This is a genomic window from Streptomyces sp. SS7, assembly GCF_037993025.1.
GTDB lineage: Bacteria > Actinomycetota > Actinomycetes > Streptomycetales > Streptomycetaceae > Streptomyces.
Genome location: NZ_CP141223.1, coordinates 8,873,241 through 8,892,283, shown reverse-complemented (window position 1 = coordinate 8,892,283; position 19,043 = coordinate 8,873,241). Strand labels below are relative to the sequence as shown.

Annotated in this window: 20 protein-coding genes; 8 read left to right on the top strand and 12 right to left on the bottom strand. The window is 72.2% G+C overall.

All coding sequences use genetic code 11. From position 1 onward, the window contains the following. Positions 1-85: 85 nt before the first annotated feature. Complete coding sequence (locus tag U5640_RS40105) at positions 86-2,599, top strand: DUF3516 domain-containing protein (protein WP_340384146.1); 2,514 nt, start codon at positions 86-88, stop codon at positions 2,597-2,599. Positions 2,600-2,630: 31 nt separating this feature from the next. After that, entirely contained in the window at positions 2,631-3,497 is an 867-nt protein-coding gene (locus U5640_RS40100; protein WP_340384145.1) for an acyl-CoA thioesterase II, read from the top strand. Positions 3,498-3,512: 15 nt separating this feature from the next. On the opposite strand, the gene U5640_RS40095 is transcribed toward U5640_RS40100, so the two are convergent. Next, the gene (locus U5640_RS40095; protein ID WP_340384144.1) at positions 3,513-4,409 is read right to left on the bottom strand and encodes a DUF6397 family protein; all 897 of its coding nucleotides are present in this window, start codon (positions 4,407-4,409) and stop codon (positions 3,513-3,515) included. A gap of 129 nt (positions 4,410-4,538) precedes the next feature. Continuing rightward, positions 4,539-4,952 carry a roadblock/LC7 domain-containing protein gene (locus U5640_RS40090; RefSeq protein ID WP_340384143.1) on the bottom strand — a complete coding sequence of 138 codons (414 nt, stop codon included), beginning with the start codon at positions 4,950-4,952 and terminating at the stop codon, positions 4,539-4,541. A 119-nt stretch (positions 4,953-5,071) separates the two neighbouring features. Between U5640_RS40090 and U5640_RS40085 the strand changes: the two genes are divergently transcribed. Next, positions 5,072-5,500: a PPOX class F420-dependent oxidoreductase gene (locus U5640_RS40085; protein ID WP_340384142.1), complete on the top strand. Its 429-nt coding sequence runs from the start codon at positions 5,072-5,074 to the stop codon at positions 5,498-5,500. A gap of 10 nt (positions 5,501-5,510) precedes the next feature. Here the strand turns inward: U5640_RS40085 and U5640_RS40080 are convergent, their stop codons facing one another. From U5640_RS40080 to U5640_RS40060, 5 genes are all read right to left on the bottom strand, one after another. Further along, positions 5,511-6,116 (bottom strand): ATP/GTP-binding protein, encoded by a 606-nt coding sequence (locus U5640_RS40080; protein WP_340384141.1) that lies wholly within the window; start codon positions 6,114-6,116, stop codon positions 5,511-5,513. A gap of 218 nt (positions 6,117-6,334) precedes the next feature. Next, on the bottom strand, positions 6,335-6,745 hold the full coding sequence (locus tag U5640_RS40075; protein WP_340384140.1) for a DUF742 domain-containing protein: 411 nt from the start codon (positions 6,743-6,745) through the stop codon (positions 6,335-6,337). Positions 6,746-6,767: 22 nt separating this feature from the next. Further along, positions 6,768-7,205, bottom strand: coding sequence for a roadblock/LC7 domain-containing protein (locus tag U5640_RS40070; RefSeq protein ID WP_340384139.1), 438 nt, complete (start codon positions 7,203-7,205; stop codon positions 6,768-6,770). Beyond that, a complete protein-coding gene (locus U5640_RS40065; RefSeq protein WP_340384138.1) occupies positions 7,202-9,760 on the bottom strand; it encodes a nitrate- and nitrite sensing domain-containing protein in 2,559 nt (852 codons plus the stop codon). Before U5640_RS40065 ends, U5640_RS40070 begins: the two co-directional genes overlap by 4 nt. A gap of 108 nt (positions 9,761-9,868) precedes the next feature. Then, the gene (locus U5640_RS40060; protein WP_340384137.1) at positions 9,869-10,663 is read right to left on the bottom strand and encodes an MHYT domain-containing protein; all 795 of its coding nucleotides are present in this window, start codon (positions 10,661-10,663) and stop codon (positions 9,869-9,871) included. A gap of 152 nt (positions 10,664-10,815) precedes the next feature. Here U5640_RS40060 and U5640_RS40055 point away from each other — a divergent pair, with 152 nt between their 5' ends. Beyond that, positions 10,816-11,415, top strand: a complete 600-nt coding sequence (locus U5640_RS40055; protein WP_340384136.1) for a class I SAM-dependent methyltransferase — start codon at positions 10,816-10,818, stop codon at positions 11,413-11,415. Positions 11,416-11,419: 4 nt separating this feature from the next. Here the strand turns inward: U5640_RS40055 and U5640_RS40050 are convergent, their stop codons facing one another. Beyond that, positions 11,420-12,178 (bottom strand): alpha/beta hydrolase, encoded by a 759-nt coding sequence (locus U5640_RS40050; protein ID WP_340384135.1) that lies wholly within the window; start codon positions 12,176-12,178, stop codon positions 11,420-11,422. 90 nt (positions 12,179-12,268) lie between these two features. On the opposite strand from U5640_RS40050, the gene U5640_RS40045 reads away from it, so the two are divergent. Continuing rightward, on the top strand, positions 12,269-12,793 hold the full coding sequence (locus U5640_RS40045) for a PadR family transcriptional regulator (RefSeq protein WP_340384134.1): 525 nt from the start codon (positions 12,269-12,271) through the stop codon (positions 12,791-12,793). On the opposite strand, the gene U5640_RS40040 is transcribed toward U5640_RS40045, so the two are convergent. Beyond that, positions 12,779-13,678, bottom strand: coding sequence for an oxygenase MpaB family protein (locus tag U5640_RS40040; RefSeq protein WP_340384133.1), 900 nt, complete (start codon positions 13,676-13,678; stop codon positions 12,779-12,781). The two genes, U5640_RS40045 and U5640_RS40040, sit on opposite strands and share 15 nt — an antisense overlap. A 103-nt stretch (positions 13,679-13,781) precedes the next feature. Here U5640_RS40040 and U5640_RS40035 point away from each other — a divergent pair, with 103 nt between their 5' ends. Further along, positions 13,782-14,117 (top strand): hypothetical protein, encoded by a 336-nt coding sequence (locus U5640_RS40035; protein ID WP_340384132.1) that lies wholly within the window; start codon positions 13,782-13,784, stop codon positions 14,115-14,117. A 135-nt stretch (positions 14,118-14,252) separates the two neighbouring features. Further along, the gene (locus tag U5640_RS40030) at positions 14,253-15,125 is read left to right on the top strand and encodes a hypothetical protein (protein ID WP_340384131.1); all 873 of its coding nucleotides are present in this window, start codon (positions 14,253-14,255) and stop codon (positions 15,123-15,125) included. A 124-nt stretch (positions 15,126-15,249) separates the two neighbouring features. Here the strand turns inward: U5640_RS40030 and U5640_RS40025 are convergent, their stop codons facing one another. The 3 genes from U5640_RS40025 to xylA form a co-directional block, all read right to left on the bottom strand. Continuing rightward, entirely contained in the window at positions 15,250-15,432 is a 183-nt protein-coding gene (locus U5640_RS40025; RefSeq protein ID WP_067257057.1) for a hypothetical protein, read from the bottom strand. A gap of 215 nt (positions 15,433-15,647) precedes the next feature. Continuing rightward, the gene (locus U5640_RS40020; RefSeq protein WP_340384130.1) at positions 15,648-16,034 is read right to left on the bottom strand and encodes a hypothetical protein; all 387 of its coding nucleotides are present in this window, start codon (positions 16,032-16,034) and stop codon (positions 15,648-15,650) included. Positions 16,035-16,154: 120 nt separating this feature from the next. After that, positions 16,155-17,321, bottom strand: a complete 1,167-nt coding sequence (gene xylA, locus U5640_RS40015) for a xylose isomerase (RefSeq protein WP_067257059.1) — start codon at positions 17,319-17,321, stop codon at positions 16,155-16,157. A gap of 151 nt (positions 17,322-17,472) precedes the next feature. On the opposite strand from xylA, the gene xylB reads away from it, so the two are divergent. After that, positions 17,473-18,918, top strand: a complete 1,446-nt coding sequence (gene xylB, locus U5640_RS40010; RefSeq protein ID WP_340384129.1) for a xylulokinase — start codon at positions 17,473-17,475, stop codon at positions 18,916-18,918. Positions 18,919-19,043 lie beyond the last annotated feature (125 nt).

Sequence of the window (19,043 nt, the reverse complement as noted above, 5' to 3'; positions counted from 1 at the left end):
CCGTCGGCGACACAGCGTAGCGGCCGTGATCTTCGGGCCGGCAGCCGATTCCCCCATCGGGCTGCCGGGCAGGCAAGATGGGGTCGTGACCCTCATCGATCAGTTGCCGCCGACCGCAGATCCCGATGCCCTGTACGACGCCTTCGAGTCCTGGGCGCAGGAGCGGGGGCTGACGCTCTACCCCCACCAGGAGGAGGCGCTGATCGAGGTGGTCTCCGGGGCGAACGTGATCGTGTCGACGCCGACCGGCTCCGGCAAGAGCATGATCGCCGCGGCCGCGCACTTCGCGGCGCTGGCCCGGGACGAGGTCACCTTCTACACCGCGCCGATCAAGGCGTTGGTGTCGGAGAAGTTCTTCGAGCTGTGCAAGATCTTCGGCACGGAGAACGTGGGCATGCTGACGGGTGACGCGTCCGTCAACTCCGACGCCCCCGTCATCTGCTGCACCGCGGAGGTGCTCGCCTCGATCGCCCTGCGCGACGGCAAGCACGCGGACGTGGGCCAGGTCGTGATGGACGAGTTCCACTTCTACGCCGAGGGCGACCGCGGCTGGGCCTGGCAGATCCCCATCCTGGAGCTGCCGCAGGCGCAGTTCGTCCTCATGTCGGCGACCCTCGGTGACGTGTCCTTCTTCGAGAAGGACCTCACGCGCCGCACCGGCCGCCCCACCGCCGTGGTCCGCTCGGCGACCCGGCCGGTACCGCTGTCGTACGAGTACCGCTACACCCCGCTGACGGAGACGCTCACCGATCTGCTGGACACCCGGCAGGCCCCCGTCTACATCGTGCACTTCACCCAGGCGCAGGCGGTGGAGCGGGCGCAGGCGCTGATGAGCATCAACATGTGCTCGAAGGACGAGAAGGAGCAGATCGCCGATCTGATCGGCAACTTCCGCTTCACCACCAAGTTCGGTCAGAACCTCTCGCGTTACGTACGGCACGGCATCGGCGTGCACCACGCCGGCATGCTGCCCAAGTACCGGCGCCTGGTGGAGAAGCTCGCCCAGGCGGGTCTGCTGAAGGTCATCTGCGGGACGGACACCCTCGGCGTCGGGGTCAACGTGCCGATCCGCACCGTGCTGTTCACGGCCCTCACGAAGTACGACGGCAACCGGGTGCGGACGCTGCGGGCGCGTGAGTTCCACCAGATCGCCGGCCGGGCGGGACGGGCCGGCTTCGACACGGCGGGCTTCGTGGTGGCGCAGGCCCCCGAGCACGTCATCGAGAACGAGAAGGCGCTCGCCAAGGCGGGCGACGATCCGAAGAAGCGCCGCAAGGTGGTCCGCAAGAAGGCGCCGGAGGGCTTCGTCGGCTGGACGGAGAATACGTTCGACAAGCTGATCGAGTCGGAGCCGGAGCCGCTGACGTCCCGTTTCCAGGTGACGCACACGATGCTGCTGTCGGTGATCGCCCGGCCGGGCAACGCCTTCGAGGCGATGCGTCATCTGCTGGAGGACAACCACGAGCCGCGGCGCCAGCAGCTGCGGCACATCCGGCGTGCGATCGCGATCTACCGTTCGCTGCTGGACGGCGGGATCGTCGAGAAGCTCGACGAGCCGGACGCCACCGGCCGGATCGTCCGCCTCACCGTGGATCTTCAGCAGGACTTCGCGCTGAACCAGCCGCTGTCCACGTTCGCGCTGGCCGCGTTCGAACTGCTCGATCCCGAGTCGCCGTCGTACGCGCTGGACATGGTCTCCGTCGTCGAGTCCACCCTGGACGACCCCCGGCAGATCCTGGCCGCCCAGCAGAACAAGGCGCGTGGGGAGGCCGTCGCCCTGATGAAGGCCGACGGTGTCGAGTACGAGGAGCGCATGGAGCGGCTCCAGGACATCACCTACCCGAAGCCCCTCGAGGAACTGCTGTTCCACGCCTACAACACGTACCGCAAGAGTCATCCGTGGGTCGGCGACCACCCGCTGTCGCCCAAGTCCGTCATCCGTGACATGTACGAGCGGGCCCAGTCCTTCACGGAGCTGGTCTCCCACTACGAGCTGGCCCGCACCGAGGGCATCGTGCTGCGCTACCTGGCGAGTGCCTACAAGGCCCTCGATCACACCGTCCCCGACGATCTCAAGTCGGAGGACCTCCAGGATCTGATCGAGTGGCTGGGCGAGATGGTGCGCCAGGTCGACTCGAGTCTGCTGGACGAGTGGGAGCAGCTCGCCAACCCCGAGGAGATGACCGCGGAGGAGGCGCAGGAGAAGGCCGACGAGGTCAAGCCGGTCACCGCGAACGCGCGGGCTTTCCGGGTGCTCGTGCGCAACGCCCTGTTCCGGCGGGTCGAGCTGGCGGCTCTCGACCACGTCGAGGAGCTGGGCGAGATGGACGCCGAGTCCGGCTGGGACGCCGACGCGTGGGGCGAGGCGATGGACAAGTACTGGGACGAGTACGACGACCTGGGCACCGGCCCGGACGCGCGCGGTCCCAAGCTGCTGGTGATCCAGGAGGAGCCGCAGAACGCCCTGTGGCGGGTCCGCCAGATCTTCGACGACCCGAACGACGACCACGACTGGGGCATCAGCGCGGAGATCGACCTCACGGCCTCCGACGCGGAGGGCCGGGCGGTCGTCCGGGTCACGGACGTGGGTCAACTGTGAGATCAGCGCGAGGCACAGGAGAAGTGCACCGATGACGAACCCTGCCGAGAGGCTCGTCGATCTGCTCGACCTGGAGCAGATCGAGGTCAACATCTTCCGCGGCCGCAGTCCGCAGGAGTCCCTGCAGCGGGTCTTCGGCGGGCAGGTGGCCGGCCAGGCGCTGGTCGCGGCCGGCCGGACCACCGACGGCGACCGGCCCGTGCATTCGCTGCACGCGTACTTCCTGCGCCCGGGGCGGCCGGGCGTGCCGATCGTGTACCAGGTCGAGCGGGTGCGGGACGGGCGGTCGTTCACCACGCGCCGGGTCACCGCAGTGCAGCAGGGCCGCACGATCTTCAATCTCACCGCCTCCTTTCACAAGCCTGAGGAAGGCCCCTTCGAGCACCAGCTGCCGCCGGCCCGCGAGGTCCCGGACCCGGAGTCCCTGCCGACGGTCACGGAGGAGATCCGGCAGCATCTGGGCGCACTGCCCGAGCAGTTGGAGCGGATGGCGCGCCGTCAGCCCTTCGACATCCGGTACGCGGACCGGCTGCGGTGGAGCGCCGAGGACGTCCGGGACGCCGAGCCGCGCAGCGCGGTGTGGATGCGCGCGGTCGGTCCGCTGGGCGACGATCCGCTGGTGCACACCTGCGCGCTCACGTACGCCAGCGACATGACGCTCCTGGACGCCGTCCGGCTGCCGGTGGAACCCCTGTGGGGGCAGCGGAACTTCGACATGGCGTCGCTGGATCACGCCATGTGGTTCCACCGGCCGTTCCGCGCGGACGAGTGGTTCCTGTACGACCAGGAGTCACCGATCGCCACCGGTGGGCGCGGCCTGGCCCGCGGGCGGATCTACGACCTTCAGGGGCGCCTGTTGGTGTCGGTCGTCCAGGAAGGCCTGTTCCGCAAGCTGTAGCGCGCCTGTCCTTTGTCAGGAGTTTCTGCGGCGCAGGATGCTCAGCAGGTCGCGCGGCGCGCGCCGGGGGCGTGGTGGCGTCCCTGGTTCCGCCGTGGGGTGCGGGGGCCTTGGTTCCTCCGCGTGGCCCGAGGGTTCCGGGCGGGGCGCGGGGCGGTGGGCTCGGGCTTCGTCCAGGGTGCGGTGCAGGTCGGCCCGGAGCCAGGCGATCTCGTCCGGGTCGTCGGCCGTGGCGATCTTCTCGACGAGGTGTGCGGCCGGGCTGCCCGGGGCGCCGTGGGCGGGTGGCCCGGGCCGGTACCGGTTCAGGTGGGTGCGCTCGTAGGGATCGTCGACGATCTCCGCGATCTGGAGCGGGTCGAGGAACGCGGCCAGGGCTCCGGCCTTCTGCCAGGGGTCGTCGCACTGCCGCAGCAGGAAGCCCAGGTGACGGCCTCGCCAGTTCCGGGCCCTGAGGTCGCGGCCGGCCGCCAGGTGGCCCCGCATCGATTCGGGTGTACGGCCCTTGAGCAGGCAGGCGTTGTGGTCGTCGGCGGTGAACTGCTCCAGCTCTTCGGCCAGGTACTGCCAGACGACGGCCCGATAGCGGTTCAAGTAGAAGCGCACGGGCACGACGACTCCGAGTCGGGCGAGGCGGGTGAACCGGGAGGCCGGTACCTGCATGAGGGCGGCCGCCTCGCCGGTGCCGACCACCCGCACGTGCTCGCGCAGTTCCCGCGTGGCTCCGAGCAGCCGGTCGACTTCGGTGCGGGGCACCACCCGGCGGCCCCCGCCGCCTTCGTCGGGGACGGTCCTGATCCGTCCCAGGTGCACGGCGAGGTCGAACTCGCTGCGCTTCAGGCCGAGTTCCCGAGCGGCGCGGCTCGCGGGGCACGACGGGGTCTGCTGTGGTGCGACGGTGTTCGAGGACATGTCCGGTCTCCCCCGTGGAGTACGACGGCCCCGCACGGTCCGCGGTGGCCTCGGAAAAAACCGTAGCCGGAACCGCGGATCTCGTGGCGGGCCTGTGGATAACTCCACGGGGGTCACGAAAAATGCAGGTCAGAGGTCTTCCAGTGGCGTTCGGTCGGGCCTGCGGACGTCCACGGTGACGTGCTCACCGACCCGGCTGACGAGCAGCGTCATCTCGTAGGCGATCTGGCCCATGTCGGCCTGCGCGCCGCTGAGCACGCACAGACAGCTGCCGGAGCCGGCCGCGGTGACGAAGAGCAGCGCCTCATCGAACTCGATCATGGTCTGGCGTACCTGGCCCGCGCCGAAGTGGCGTCCGGAGCCCTTGGCCAGGCTGTGCAGTCCGGACGAGACCGCCGCGAGGTGCTCCGCGTCCTCGCGGCGCAGTCCGGTGCTCGCGCCCGCCACCAGTCCGTCGTTGGACAGCACCAGCGCATGGCGGACGTGGTCGACGCGCTCGGTCAGGTCGTCCAGCAGCCGGCCCAGCCCCTGGTTCTGCGCCATGTCTCCGTCTCCCCGCGTGTCATGTCCCCGTGAGATTCGCCCGTGCTCCCCCGCCTCGCCGGAGGAAACGCCCGCCAGCCTTCCCCAGGAACGGGCGCCGGAGCAAGGAGGATTACGGCATGGCGCAGAAGATGACCGACGAGGAGTGGCGGGCGTTCGTCTCGCAGGGCACCCGCACCGGAAAGCTGTCCACGGTGCGGGCCGACGGCAGTCCGCATGTGGCGCCGGTGTGGTTCCTGCTCGACGGGGACGAGGTGGTGTTCAACACCGGCAAGGAGACGGTGAAGGGGCGGAACCTGGCGCGGGACGGCCGGATCGCCCTGTGTGTGGACGACGACCGGCCGCCGTTCGACTTCGTGGTGCTCCAGGGCCGGGCCCGGATCTCGGAGGTGCTCGACGAGGTCCGCTACTGGGCGGCCCGTATCGGGGCCCGGTACATGGGCGAGGAGCGTGCCGAGGAGTTCGGCGCCCGCAACGGCGTACCCGGTGAGCTGCTGGTGCGGGTCGCGATCGACAAGGTGCTGGCTCTGAGGTCCGTCGCCGACTGAGCGGCACCCCTCAGCTCACCGAGTCGAGCAGCCGGGCGGTGTGCATCCGCCCGGCGTACTCGACGAGCCGGATCAGCACCTCCTTCCCCGAGGCGCGGTCCCGTGCGTCGCACAGCACGACGGGGGTTCCGCCGTCGAGGTCGAGAGCGCGCGAGACGTCCTGGGCGCCGTAGGTCCGGGCGCCGGTGAAGCAGTTGACGGCGACGACGAAGGGGATGTGCCGGTGCTCGAAGTAGTCGACGGCGGGGAAGCAGTCCTCGAGGCGCCGGGTGTCGGCCAGGACGACCGCGCCCAGGGCCCCTTGTGACAACTCGTCCCACAGGAACCAGAAGCGGTCCTGGCCGGGGGTTCCGAAGAGGTAGAGGGAGAGGCCGGAGCGGATGGTGATCCGGCCGAAGTCCATGGCGACGGTCGTGGTGACCTTCTGGTCCACTCCGTCGGTGTCGTCCACCCACTGGCCGGCTTCGCTCAGCAGTTCCTCTGTGCGCAGCGGTCTGATCTCGCTGACGGCGCCCACCAGGGTGGTCTTGCCGACGCCGAACCCGCCTGCGACCAGAATCTTCAACGCCAGGGGGGCCGTCTCGCCACCTGTGGCATCGGAGTGCTCGGAGACCATGGATCACTTCTCTCGGGAGAGGACGGCTGCGGTGCAGGTGTGCGAAGTCAGCATCATGACAACGTGGGCCCCTTTCCGGGGGGTTCGACCGTAATCTGACCGATCTGACCGCTCGCTGCGCGTTCACGGTCCGAAGGTGTGCGTGAGCCTGTGCCAGGCGGGTCCGTTCTGCGTCCGGGTCGGCTCGGGTCCGTGTGGTCCGGGGCCGGGCCCCCGGCCTACAGGGCCCGCAGCCCCTCGATCACCTCGCGGAGGATGCGCTCGTCGGGCAGGCGGGCGGGCGGGACCGGCAGGCTGACGGTGACGCGGCCGAGCTCCAGGAGGTCGCCGAGGAGGACCCGGACCACTCCCACGGGCAGGTCGGCGCCCGCCGCGAGTTCGGCGACCGACTGCGTCTCCGCGCGGCACAGGTCGGTGAGCGCCCGGTGCTCGGGCCCGACGGCCGGGTCGTCCGTGTCGGGCGCCCCCGGTTCCAGGGTGACCAGGGCGATCAGATCGAAGCGCACTCCGCAGGGGCCCGGCTTGGTGCGGCCGCCCGTCATGGCGTACGGGCGCACCAGGGGTCCGGCCTCGTTGTCGTACCACTGGCTGCCCGGCTCGTGCGGGGCGCCGGTCCTGTCCTCGGTCATGTCGGCCGGTCGCTCTCTCGTCTCATCCGGCGGCGGGGGGCCGCGCGCCCGTGCGCGGACCGGTGAAGAGATGCTCGCCGACCCGTTTGACCAGCCGTGCCATCTCGTAGGCGACCAGGCCGATGTCGGCGGTGACGGCGGTGAGGAGGGCGAGGCAGGAGCCGTCTCCGGCAGCGGCCACGAACAGGAAGCCCTCGTCCATCTCCACCATGGTCTGCCGGACGCCGCCGGCGCCGAAGTGGCGTCCGGCGCCCTTGGCGAGACTGTGGAAGCCGGAGGCGACGGCCGCGAGGTGTTCGGCGTCCTCGCGGCTCAGGCCGGTGGAGGCACCGACGGCGAGGCCGTCGTTGGACAGCACCACGGCATGCCGTACCTCCCTGACTCTCGTCACGAGGTCGTCCAGCAGCCAGTCGAGTTCGCCCGACCGCTGGGCCGGCCTCGGGCTCGGGTCGTGGATCATGCGGGGTCTCCTTCGCTGCTGTCGCTGCCCGGTGCGGGATGCGGTGCTCCGGCCCGGCCGGGTTGCCTGCCGCCGCCGCGTGCCCAGCCGGCCCGGTAGGCGGCCATGCGGTCCCGTACGAGTTCGGGGGTACGCCCGTCGTCGCGCCGGTGGGTGTCGCGAGGCGGTTCCTCGGGGAGCGATCTGCGCAGTTGGGGGGCGAGGTGCGCCTGCCTTACCCGGCGCGGGAGGTCGTCCGATCCCTCGGAGTCGTCAGGGGGGCGATGCAGACGCAAGGCGGTGACTCCGGGAGGCGGCGGGTCGGCGGAGGCCGGTTCGGCGGCGGCGCGGGACGGGGCGACCAGCGCGGGCCGCTCGGCGGGCGCGGAAACGGCCTCCGGTTCGGGCGCCGACCGCTCGGGGGCGGGTACGCGCGCGTACGCGCGTGCCGTGACCCGCTCGGCCTGCACCGCCTCGGCCTGCACCGCCTCCGCCGCCTCCACGGCATCGACCGCGGAACGTTCCGGCTTCCCGCCGTGCAGGAGGGCCGTCGGCAGGAGGACCACCGCGGTGGTGCCGCCGTAGGGCGAGGTCCGCAGATGCACCTTGACGCCGTGGCGCGCGGAGAGTCTGCTGACGACGAACAGACCGAGCCGGTCACTGTCGAACAGGTCGAGCGCCTCGGACTGCGCGATGCGCCGGTTGGCCTCCGCGAGGGTCTCCTTGCCCATGCCGAGTCCGCGGTCCTCCACCTCGACGGCGTAGCCGTTGCCGACGGGCTCGCCCGTCACGCGCACGCGCGTGTGGGGCGGGGAGAACTGGGCGGCGTTCTCCACGAGTTCGGCGAGGAGATGGGTGAGGTCGGCGACGGCGGCGCCGACGACGGAGGTCTCGGGCAGCTGCCGTATCTCCACGCGCGCGTAGTCCTCGACCTCGGAGACCGCGGCGCGGACCACGTTGGTCAGGGAGACCGGCATGCGCCAGGCCCGGCCGGGGGCTGCCCCGGAGAGGATGATCAGGCTCTCGGCGTGACGCCGCATGCGGGTGGTGAGGTGGTCGAGCCGGAAGAGGTCGCTCAGCTCGTCGGGGTCGTCGGAGCGGCGCTCCATGCTGTCCAGGAGGCTCAGCTGGCGGTGGACGAGAACCTGACTGCGGCGGGCGAGGTTGACGAACACGCCGGAGATGCCGCTGGCGAGTTCGGCGCGCTCCACCGCGGCCCGCAGCGCGGCCCGGTGCACGGTGGTCAGCGCCTCGGCGACCTGACCGGTCTCGTCCTCGGCGGCCGGTCCGGGCGGTGCCTCCGCGCGGATGTCGATCTCGTCCCCGGCGCGGAGCCGGCGCATGGCTTCGGGGAGTTTGCGCCGGGCGATCTCCAGGGCGCTGTTGCGCAGGCTGACGAGTTCCACGACGAGCCCGCGGCCGATGCGGACGGAGATCACGAGCGACGCGGCGACGGCGGCGAGACCGAAGAGCACCGCGGCGCCCGCGGGGGTGAGCGCGCCCCGGGTGAACGGGTCGGCGCGGTCCGCGACGTCGCGTGCGGCGGCGGACTCGATGCCGCGCAGGTCGTCCCGCACGCGCGCGTGGGCCTTGTTCCAGGTGGCCCCCGACGCGGCCGAAAGCGCTTTCGCCCCTGATCCGCCCCCGAGCACGCGGTTCTCGGTGGCGGCCAGCGCCGCGTAGGCGCTGCCCGCGGCGAGGCGCTGCCAGGCGGTGCGTTCGGGGCCTCGCAGGTCGGCGGCGGCCGACTCGGCCAAGGTACGGCGGGTGGCGACGGCGCCGGTGAACAGCCTCAGGCGCTCGCCGTCCAGGCGCCCGGCCAGGCGGGCGCTCGCGAGGACGGCGTCCTCCTGGGCCAGCGCCTCGCCCGCGCGGGAGAACTCGAGCAGCACGCGCGCGTCGGAGCCGAGTTCCGCGTCCTGGATGCCCGAGAGCGCGCCGTCGACCTGGAAGGCCGCCGAGAGGGTGGCGGTGTACCGGTCGTAGGCATCCCGCCAGTCGGCGCCGCCGTTGAGCACGGCGGTCCGCAGCGGGCTCAGGGCCTCGGCTCCGGAGACGAACGTCTCCAGCCGCCGGGCGACTCCGGCGGGCAGTTCCTGGCCGTCGGCGACGGTGCTGTGGTCCCCCAGGCGGAGCCGGGCGACAGCCGCGTCCGTCTGCTCCGCGAGTCGCCTGAGGTCGTCGTCCTGCCCGGCGGCGGGTTCGGTCGCGTACCGTACGGCGGCCGCCCGCTCGTTCTGCAGAGCGGCCACCGCCGCCGCGACGGGCGTACGAACCTGGGCGTCCACCCGCTGCAGCTGGCGGAGCCGGGAGATGTCCTGGGCGGTGCTGACGGTGGCGTACGCCCACAGGGCCAGCAGGGAGACGACCGGCACCATCAGCAGGCAGATGATCTTGGCCCGTACGGTGCGCGGCCTCAGGTGCCGACGTCCCGCACGCGCGGGTGCCGTGCCGTCCGGCGCGCCCGGCTGTTCGTCCGGGCCCTCGTCGGCGGGCGGCCCGGCGTGGGCGCGCCGGCCGCGCACCGGGGGCGGCGCCTCGGCGCCGGCGGTGGGGGTCCTACGGGGTGTACGCATGGCCTCCTCGCTCGGAAGTAGTGCGGGGGACGAGCCGTGCGGAACGGCTCGCGGCGTGCGGAACGACGCGGGGTGTGCGGAACGACTCGGGTGTGCGCTCCGGGCCGCTCACACGGTCCGGGCCGGACCGCGGACGGCTCCGCTCTCCAGCGGCTGCTGAGCCGAGGCGGACGCCTCACGCTCCCCCGTGGTGGGCGACAGCGCGACGAAGGCCGAGGTCAGGAAGAGATAGGACCCGAGGCCGACGGCGAGGGGGAAGATGAACTGCATCGCCGTGGCCCCGGGCAGCACCGCCCCGGAGGGTGTGACGTGCACGCGCACCGCGAACATGCCGGTGTAGTGCATGCTGCTGACCGCCGCGCCCATCACCAGCGAGGCGACGGTGACCGCGATCGGCGACTTGATGTTGAGCGCCGCCCACAGGGCCGCGGTCGCGGCGACGACGGCGATCAGGACGGAGAGGGCGACGCGCGTCGGGTCGTAGGAGACGTCACCGTGCAGGCGGACCGCGGCCATGCCCAGGTAGTGCATGCTCGCCACGCCGACCCCGGTGGTGAGCCCGCCGATCAGCAACGCGCGCGTGCGGTCACGGCCGTAGCCGACGGCGAACACACCGGCGCAGACGACGACCATGGCGACGAGGAGGCTGAGCACGGTCAGCGGAACGTCGTAGCGGATGTCGGTGCCGCCGACTGCGAAGCCGAGCATGGCCACGAAGTGCATGGTCCAGATGCCGGTGCCGAGCGCGGAGGCGGCGGTGATCAGCCAGTTGCGCCGTGAGTGCCCGGTGGCGCCGAGGGCGCGCACGGTGCAGCGCAGCCCGAGGGCGGCGCCGGTGCACGCCATCACGTACGACAGTACGGGGGTCAGCCAGCCGAAGGCGGCGTGGTCCAGGTGTCCCATGGCCAGGGGACGCTAGTGGGGGCACGGGTGCACAAAGGGGGCGCATTTCGAAAGGTGATGGAATGTGACGCATAAGTGTGCCGTGCCGATCGCCGCACGCTCGAACATGCACACAGCGACGTCCTCCCTGACGGTGAGGGATCATGCGGTCCATGAGCGACGACCACACACATGTCCAGGAGTTCTTCGGCGCGCGGGCGGCGGACTGGGACACCCGCTTCCCCGACGACGGCCCCCTCTACGCGGCAGCCGTCGCCGAGCTGGGCCTGCGGGAGGGCAGCCGGGTGCTGGACGCGGGCTGCGGCACCGGGCGTGCCCTCACGCCGCTGCGGGCGGCCGTGGGGCCCTCGGGAGTGGTCGTCGGGGCCGATCTGACCCCGGCCATGCTCCAGGCCGCCGTACGGGCCGGACGCGACCGCGCGGGGCGACTGCTGCTCACGGACGTCGCCGCGCTCCCCCTGCGGGACGAGTCGCTCGACGCGGTGTTCGCGGCGGGGCTCGTCGCCCATCTCCCTCGGCCGGCGGAGAACCTGCGGGAGCTGGCCCGGGTGGTGCGCCCGGGCGGCGTCCTGGCGCTGTTCCATCCGATCGGACGTGCCGCCCTGGCCGCCCGCCAGGGAAGGCAGCTGACACCGCAGGATGTGCGCGCGGAGCCGAACCTGCGCCCCCTGCTGGCCGGTTCCGGCTGGCGCATGACCTCGTACGCCGACGAGGACACCCGTTTCCTGGCCCTGGCCGTCCGGGAGGCCTGACGGCTCACGCAGCCGCGGCGACCGCCCCGACGAACGCGTCCGCGGCGTCGAACATGACGTTGTGTCCGGCGCCCGGGACCGTCACGACGCGCACGCCCGCCCCCTCCAGCGCGTCCGCCCCGTCGAGCGCACCGCTGCGTTCGCCCTGGAGGTAGACGCGGTCGACGGTGTGCAGCCCGGCCAGGATCTCGCGCATGACCGGCTCCGAACCGCGCCGCAGGGCGACGGCGCTGCGGTAGAGGCCGAGCGGATCGGCGAGACGCATCGTCGCGGCCCACAGGGGACCCACCCGGTCGAGAACACGCGCGTACCCGTGGTCCAGGAACTCCTCCTCGGAGAAGGAGGCGATGTCGGCGCTGCCGGCGGTGAGCGGCGGGTACGCGTCCAGGTTGGCCTCCGTGAGGACCAGCCGGGCGACCAGGTCGGGCCGGCGGTGCGCCAGGACGATGGCCACGGCGCCGCCCATGCTGTGGGCGACGAGTTCCGCTCCGCTCACCCGCGCCGCGTCGAGGGCGGCCGCCAAGGCGTCGGCGTGGTCCTCGAGGGTGTACCCGAAGTCCTCGGGCCGGTCGCTGATGCCGTGCCCGGGAAGGTCGACGAACAGGCTGCGCCGACCGGCGAGTTCGGGCCTGGCCGCCACGTGCGCGTGGTAGACGGCGGAGACCGACCCCAGTCCGTGCACGTACACGCGCGCGGGGTCGTCCCCTGGGGTCTCCGTCCACCTGATGCCGCTTCCCCCGTCGTCGAACACGGCCTGCCGCATCTCGCCCCCCTCGCGCACCCGGCTGTCACGTCCGGGGAGGACAATACATCGGCACCGAGGTATTACGTCAACGAGATATAGGATGCGGGCATGCTGGAGCTCGCCATCCTCGGCTTCCTGTACGACACCCCGCTGCACGGCTACGAGCTGCGCAAACGTCTCACGGCGCTGACGGGACACGTGCGCCCGGTGGCGGAGAGCACCCTCTATCCGGCGATCAAGCGCCTGGAGAGGCCGGGGTTCTTGGTGCGCGCCACCGAACCGGGGGTCGTGGCCGCCCCGCGCCATGTCCTGAGCCTCACCGACGAGGGCCGGAGCGAACTGCGCCGCAGGCTGGCCGAGCCGGGCGAGCGAGACATCACCGACGAGAACCGCTGGTTCACGGTCCTCACGTTCCTGCGGCACCTGGAGGATCCCGGAGCGCAGGCCGCTGTGCTCCGTCGCCGCCTGGACTTCCTCCGAGAGCCGACGAGCTTCTTCTACGACGGTGAGCGGCCCCTGCGCGCCGAAGAGCTCGACGACCCGTTCCGGCGCGGTGTGCTGACCGTCGCACGGGCCACGTCCCGGGCCGAGATCACCTGGCTGCGCGAGACCCTGGACTCACTGGGCGGCTGACTCGCCCCCGGCATGCCGCACCGGGCAGCCGCGCAGACCGGGCACGGGGCGGGTGCCCAGGTCCTCCAGGCGGTAGCCGTCCGGATAGCTCTTGATCTCCCAGTTCTGCCGGGCGTAGTGGGGCTCGCGGCGGGGCGGGAGCAGTCGCACCACGCGTCCACGCGCGCGTACGGCCCTGCGCACCAGGGTGCGGACCGCAGGGCTCGGCGGGCCGTAGCGGAAGGCCGTCAGGAGCGGCTCGTCGAGCAGGGCGAGGGTGGCGGTGCGCAGGGCGGGGGCGAGCGGACGCGGGTACCAGGAGGCCATCAGGTCCAGCGTGGCGTCCGAGACGCGGCGCGCCTGCTCGTCCCAGGCGAAGTGGGCCCGTTCGTAGGCGTCGAGGCAGTCCTCGAACTCCTCGTACGTCTCGGGGATGCCCCGGATCCCCATGAGGCGGCCGAGCGTGCGGTAGTGGACGGTGGAGGCCACCGTCTCGTGGCGGGACATCCGCCGCCATCCGTAGGCGTCGGTCCACCGCTTCGGCATGACGACGAACGTGCAGAGCACGTACCGCAGGTCGTCGTTGCCGATGTCGTACCTGCGGTGCATCTGGTTGATGCGGCGCACCGCCGTGCGGCCCCGCTCGCTGTCGAAGCCGTGCTCGACGACCGCGTCGAGGAGCAGGGAGGTGTCGTCGTAGCGCTTCTGGGAGCGGTCGGTGAGCTCCGCCGTCTCGGCCAGCAGCCGGCCGATGCTCGGCACCGCGTAGGTGCGGTAGAGGGCGAGTTCGAGGGCGCGGGTGAAGTCCCAGGGGAACTCGTACGCCGCGGTCAGCCGGTAGATCTCGTGGGCGTCCCGGTACGGGTCCATGCGCCGGATCTGTTCGAGCCGCTCGAATCGCTTCACCGTACGGTTCCCTCTCTGTCGCCGTGACTCTAACTCCAGCTTGGGTATGGGGTGATGAAAGGACCATGGCACGGCGTACACCGTATCGGGGAAGGGCTTCACCATGTTCGACAGGATCCGCAAGGCCGGTGCGAGACTCTTCGGCGCGCGGAGCACACCGTCGCCCGACGGCCCGGGCGGGTCGCGGCCCGCCGCCGGAAAGGGCTCCGCCGCCGCGAAGCGCCCGCACAATCTGTTCGAGGCGGCCGCCGTGTACGTCTCCGCCCGCGCGGTGGACGATCAGGACAGGATCGAGGAGGCGGCGGGCTGGGTGTCGCCGGAGGCGCTGTCCTTCGGGGTCAACGAACTCGCCTGCCGTGCCGTCCTCGCCCTCGCGCGGGAGCGCGACGAGTCGCCGGGGACCGTGGCACGGGCGCTGCTGGGGCTGCCGGCCGTGTGACAGACCGGTGAAGGGTGGCCGTTTCGCCCCGTCACGTCGGAAAACGGCAGCTCCGGGTGTGCCGGGCAGTCGTGACAAGCGCCTTCCCGCCGCATTAGGGTGCGCGCCGTTGGACCAATGGATGGGGAGGCTGGGATGGCCGGGACGGACGAGGACACCGTCGCCGCCGCGGACGACGCGCTCTATGTGCTCACGGCGGCGCTGCTGACGCCCGCGAAGTTCCCGGCGGTGCTCGGGGACGACTACCCGGAGGCCTGTGCGGCGCTCGGTCTCGCGCCGCGGGCCGACGGGTACGGCCTGGTGCTGGGCCAGGACGGCGAGGGTGCGCGGTGGACGGTCGTCATCGACGACGTGTCGCTCGTGGCGGTCGCCATCGCGTCGTGGGACTGCGGCATGGAGCAGGAGCTGTCGCCCGACGAGCGGACGGTGGTCGCGGCGCTGCCGGGCTGGCCGCTGGACGTCGCCGTCGCGGCGCCCGGGGTGCCCGCACCGCACGATCCCGCCCCGGAGATCACGGACGCCCCCACGCTGACCCCGCCGGACACGTCCGTGTGGGGCCCGGCCCGGCGGCGGCTGGGGGCCGACGAGATCGGGGTCCAGTGGACCCTGTGGCGGGATCAGCTGGACGACGCGGACTTCACGACGGAGACCGGGGGGAACGGCCTGGACGACGCCGAGAAGGGCGGCGGCACCGACGGGGACACGGACGGGACCGGGGCCAGACAGACTCCGCCCACAGGACACAGCGACATCCGGCGGGTGCTGGCCGAGGCCCGCGCCTACGTGGAGACTCCGCCGCCGCCGGGGCGGGTACGGTCGTCGTTCGCACCCGGCGACGCGCGCACCCTGCGCGCCGACGGCCCCGGCTGGTCGCTCGTGGCCAGGACCGACGACATCGCGTTCCTTCTGCTGGACGCGCGGCCCGGCGAGGTCCTACCGGTCGGCCGGGGACCGGAACTGCCGGGGCTCCTGGAGGCGCTGGACAAGATGGCCGTACGCCCGTACTGAGACGGTACGAGGACCGCGGTGAGGCGCTGCGCGGGGGGAATCACCCCCGCCCGTCCCTCCGGGACGCACGCCCACCGCGGTCCTCGCGGCCGTGGCTCCCTCGGCCGCTGTCGTGGTGGCTTGCTCAGCGGCCGAGTTCCTTGCGGGTGACGCGGCGCAGCCTGCGCCGCTGTGCGGGATCCAGGGTGAGGTAGGCCGCCGCCGGAACCCCCAGCACAATCAGCACAGCCGCCCACCAGGGCAGCCAGATCAACAGCAGAATCCCGACCGCCACACCTCCGGCGGCGATTTTCGCGTTCCTCGACATGTGCGTCGCCTCCTTCGCGGCCCCTGCCGCTCTCTGTCATGAAAACGGGTCCGCGCCGCGCGCGGTTCCGGAACCGACCCTGAAACGTCCCTGAGCTCCACCCCGAGGCAGCCCCGAGGCAGCCCCGAGGCAGCCCCGAGGCAGCCCCGAGGCAGCCCCGAGAGGCCTACACCCTCGGCGACCCGTCCTGGAGGCCAAGGCCGAGACGGCGCCCCCTAGGGCAGCAGCGCCGTCAGGGACGGCAGCAGTGAGTCCAGGTCGCTCGGCAGCTCCGTCGGCAGGGTGCTCGGGAGCCTGGACGGCAGTCCGCTCGGCAGCGTGCTGGGCAGTTCGGTCGGAAGGCTGATCGAGGGAGCGGGCGTGGTGGCGGTCCCGCCGGTCGGCTTGTCGTCCGGATCGTCGTCGCCGGACGAGGCCATCAGGACGACGACGAAGACGGCGACGGCGCCGACGAGCAGGACGAGGACCGCGACGAGCGGGCTGCGGCGCCGCCGGGGGCCGCCGGGACCGTAGCCGGGGGCGGGCGGTCCGAAGCCGCCGTGCGGCGGTGTGTCGTCGCCCGGCGGACCGGGCGGATGGGGCGGTACGGGTGGCGTGGCCATAGGTCCAGCGTCCCCGCGAACGGAGACCGGGAACGACCTCCGCGCGGAAATTGCTACCGGGTCATGCCGTGGAGGGCATGATTCCGGCGTATTCCGTGCGGAGGTCCGGGCCGGGGCGGGTCAGCCGCGGGCGCCCAGCAGGTGGTCCATCGCGAGCTGGTCGAGGCGCTCGAAGGCCATGCCGCGGGCGGCGGCCGCGTCGGCGTCGAAGTCCTCGAACGCGGTGCGGTCGGCGAGCAGGCCCTGCAGGCCGTCGGCGGCGGTCGCCTGGGCCAGCTCGTCGAGGCGGGAGGCCCGCAGAGCCTCCTGGACCTCCGGGTCGGCGCGGAACGCGGCCGCGCGCTCCTTGAGGATCAGGTAGTTGCGCATGCAGCCCGCGGCCGAGGCCCACACGCCGTCGAGGTCCTCGGTGCGCGGCGGCTTGAAGTCGAAGTGCTTCGGGCCCGCGTAGCCGGCGCTCTCCAGCAGGTCGACCAGCCAGAACGCGGACCGCAGGTCGCCGGCGCCGAAGCGCAGGTCCTGGTCGTACTTGATGCCGGACTGGCCGTTGAGGTCGATGTGGAAGAGCTTGCCCGCCCACAGCGCCTGCGCGATGCCGTGCGGGAAGTTCAGGCCCGCCATCTGCTCATGGCCGACCTCCGGGTTGACGCCGTACAGCTCCGGGCGCTCCAGGCGGTCGATGAACGCGAGCGCGTGTCCGACGGTGGGCAGGAGGATGTCGCCGCGCGGCTCGTTCGGCTTGGGCTCGAGGGCGAAGCGCAGGTCGTAGCCCTGGGAGGTGACGTACTCGCCGAGGAGGTCGAACGCCTCCTTCATACGATCGAGGGCGACGCGCACGTCCTTGGCGGCACCGGACTCGGCGCCCTCGCGGCCGCCCCAGGCGACGTAGATCTTCGCGCCGAGCTCGGCGGCCAGGTCGATGTTGCGGATCGTCTTGCGCAGGGCGTAGCGGCGTACGTCGCGGTCGTTCGCGGTGAACGCGCCGTCCTTGAAGACGGGGTGCGTGAAAAGGTTGGTGGTGGCCATCGGCACGGTCATGCCGGTGGTGTCCAGGGCCTGGCGGAAGCGCTTGATGTGCTCCTCGCGCTCGCTGTCGGAGGACCCGAACGGGATCAGGTCGTCGTCGTGGAAGGTCACGCCGTAGGCGCCCAGCTCGGCCAGGCGGGTCACCGTCTCGACCGGGTCGAGGGCACGCCGCGTGGCGTCGCCGAACGGGTCCCTTCCCTGCCAGCCGACGGTCCACAGGCCGAAGGTGAACCTGTCGTCAGGGGTGGGCTGGTAGCTCATTGCCGCTGCTCCTTGGTGTGCAGATGGTCGTGCGGGTCGGTGGCGGTCGGTGGCGAACTATTTCGTCATGGCCGTTTACAAATTAGTATGCCAACGCATCTCTGGGAAGACAGATCCCACGGAGCCGCGAAAAAACTTGAGGGAGAACCCGATGTCAGCAGCCGAGGGTCCGCTCGTCGTCGGGGTGGACTCGTCCACCCAGTCCACGAAGGTGCTGGTCGTCGACGCGGGCACCGGCGAGATCGTCGCCGGCGGCCAGGCACCGCACACGGTCTCCGCCGGGGCCGGCCGGGAGAGCGACCCGCGTCAGTGGTGGGACGCGCTGCACGAGGCGCTGCGCCAGTGCGGGGAGCCGGCGCGCGAGGCCGCCGCGGTGTCGATCGGCGGGCAGCAGCACGGACTGGTGACGCTGGACGCGAACGGCGAGCCGGTGCGGCCCGCCATGCTGTGGAACGACGTGCGGTCGGCCCCCCAGGCCCGACGGCTGACCGAGGAGCTCGGCGGAGCGAAGTTCTGGGCGGAGCGCACCGGATCCGTACCGGCCGCGTCCTTCACTGTCACGAAGTGGGCGTGGCTCGCCGAGAACGAGCCGGAGGCGCTGCACGCCACGAAGGCGGTACGCCTCCCGCACGACTACCTGACCGGGCGTCTCACCGGCGAGGGCACGACCGATCGCGGCGACGCCTCCGGCACCGGCTGGTGGGCGTCGGCGACGGAAGGGTACGACGAGGAGATCCTCGCGCGCGTGGGGCTCGATCCGGCGCTGCTGCCCCGTGTGGTGCGGCCCGGTGAGATCGCGGGCACCGTGCGCGACAGCCACGACCTGCCGTTCGCCAAGGGCACCCTCGTCGCCGCGGGCACCGGCGACAACGCGGCGGCCGCCCTGGGCCTCGGGCTGCGTCCCGGCACGCCGGTGCTGAGCCTCGGCACGTCCGGCACGGTGTACGCGGTGTCGAAGCGGCGGCCGGCCGACCCGACCGGCACGGTGGCGGGCTTCGCGGACGCGCACGGCGACTGGCTGCCGCTGGCCTGCACCCTGAACTGCACCCTCGCCGTGGACCGGCTCGCGGCGCTGCTGGGCCTCGACCGAGAGGCCGTGGAGCCCACCACCGGCCTCACGCTGCTGCCCTACCTGGACGGCGAGCGCACCCCGAACCTGCCGAACGCCTCGGGTCTGCTGCACGGCCTCCGCCACGACACCACGGGCGGGCAGCTGCTGCAGGCGGCCTACGACGGTGCCGTGCACTCGCTGCTGGGCGCGCTGGACCTGGTCCTCGACGCGGACGCGGACCCGTCGGCACCGCTGCTGCTGATCGGCGGCGGCGCGCGGGGTGCGGCGTGGCAGCAGACCGTACGGCGGCTGTCGGGGCGGCCGGTGCAGATCCCGGAGGCCAAGGAGCTGGTCGCGCTGGGCGCGGCGGCACAGGCGGCCGGGCTGCTGACCGGGGAGGACCCGGCCGCCGTCGCCCGCCGCTGGAACACCGCGCGCGGCCCGGTCCTCGACGCCGTGGAGCGGGACGACGCGACGCTGACCAGGATCGCCGGGGTACTCTCCGACGCGGCTCCGCTGCTGGAGCGGGGCACGCACACCGGTTGAGCGGCGGCGCGTCCACGCGCCGGCGACGGACCGACGAGATCCGCCAGGCCACGAACCGGCGATATCGACGGAGCAACGAAGCTACGGCAACCAGATATCCACGAATTCACACATCTACGAATCTA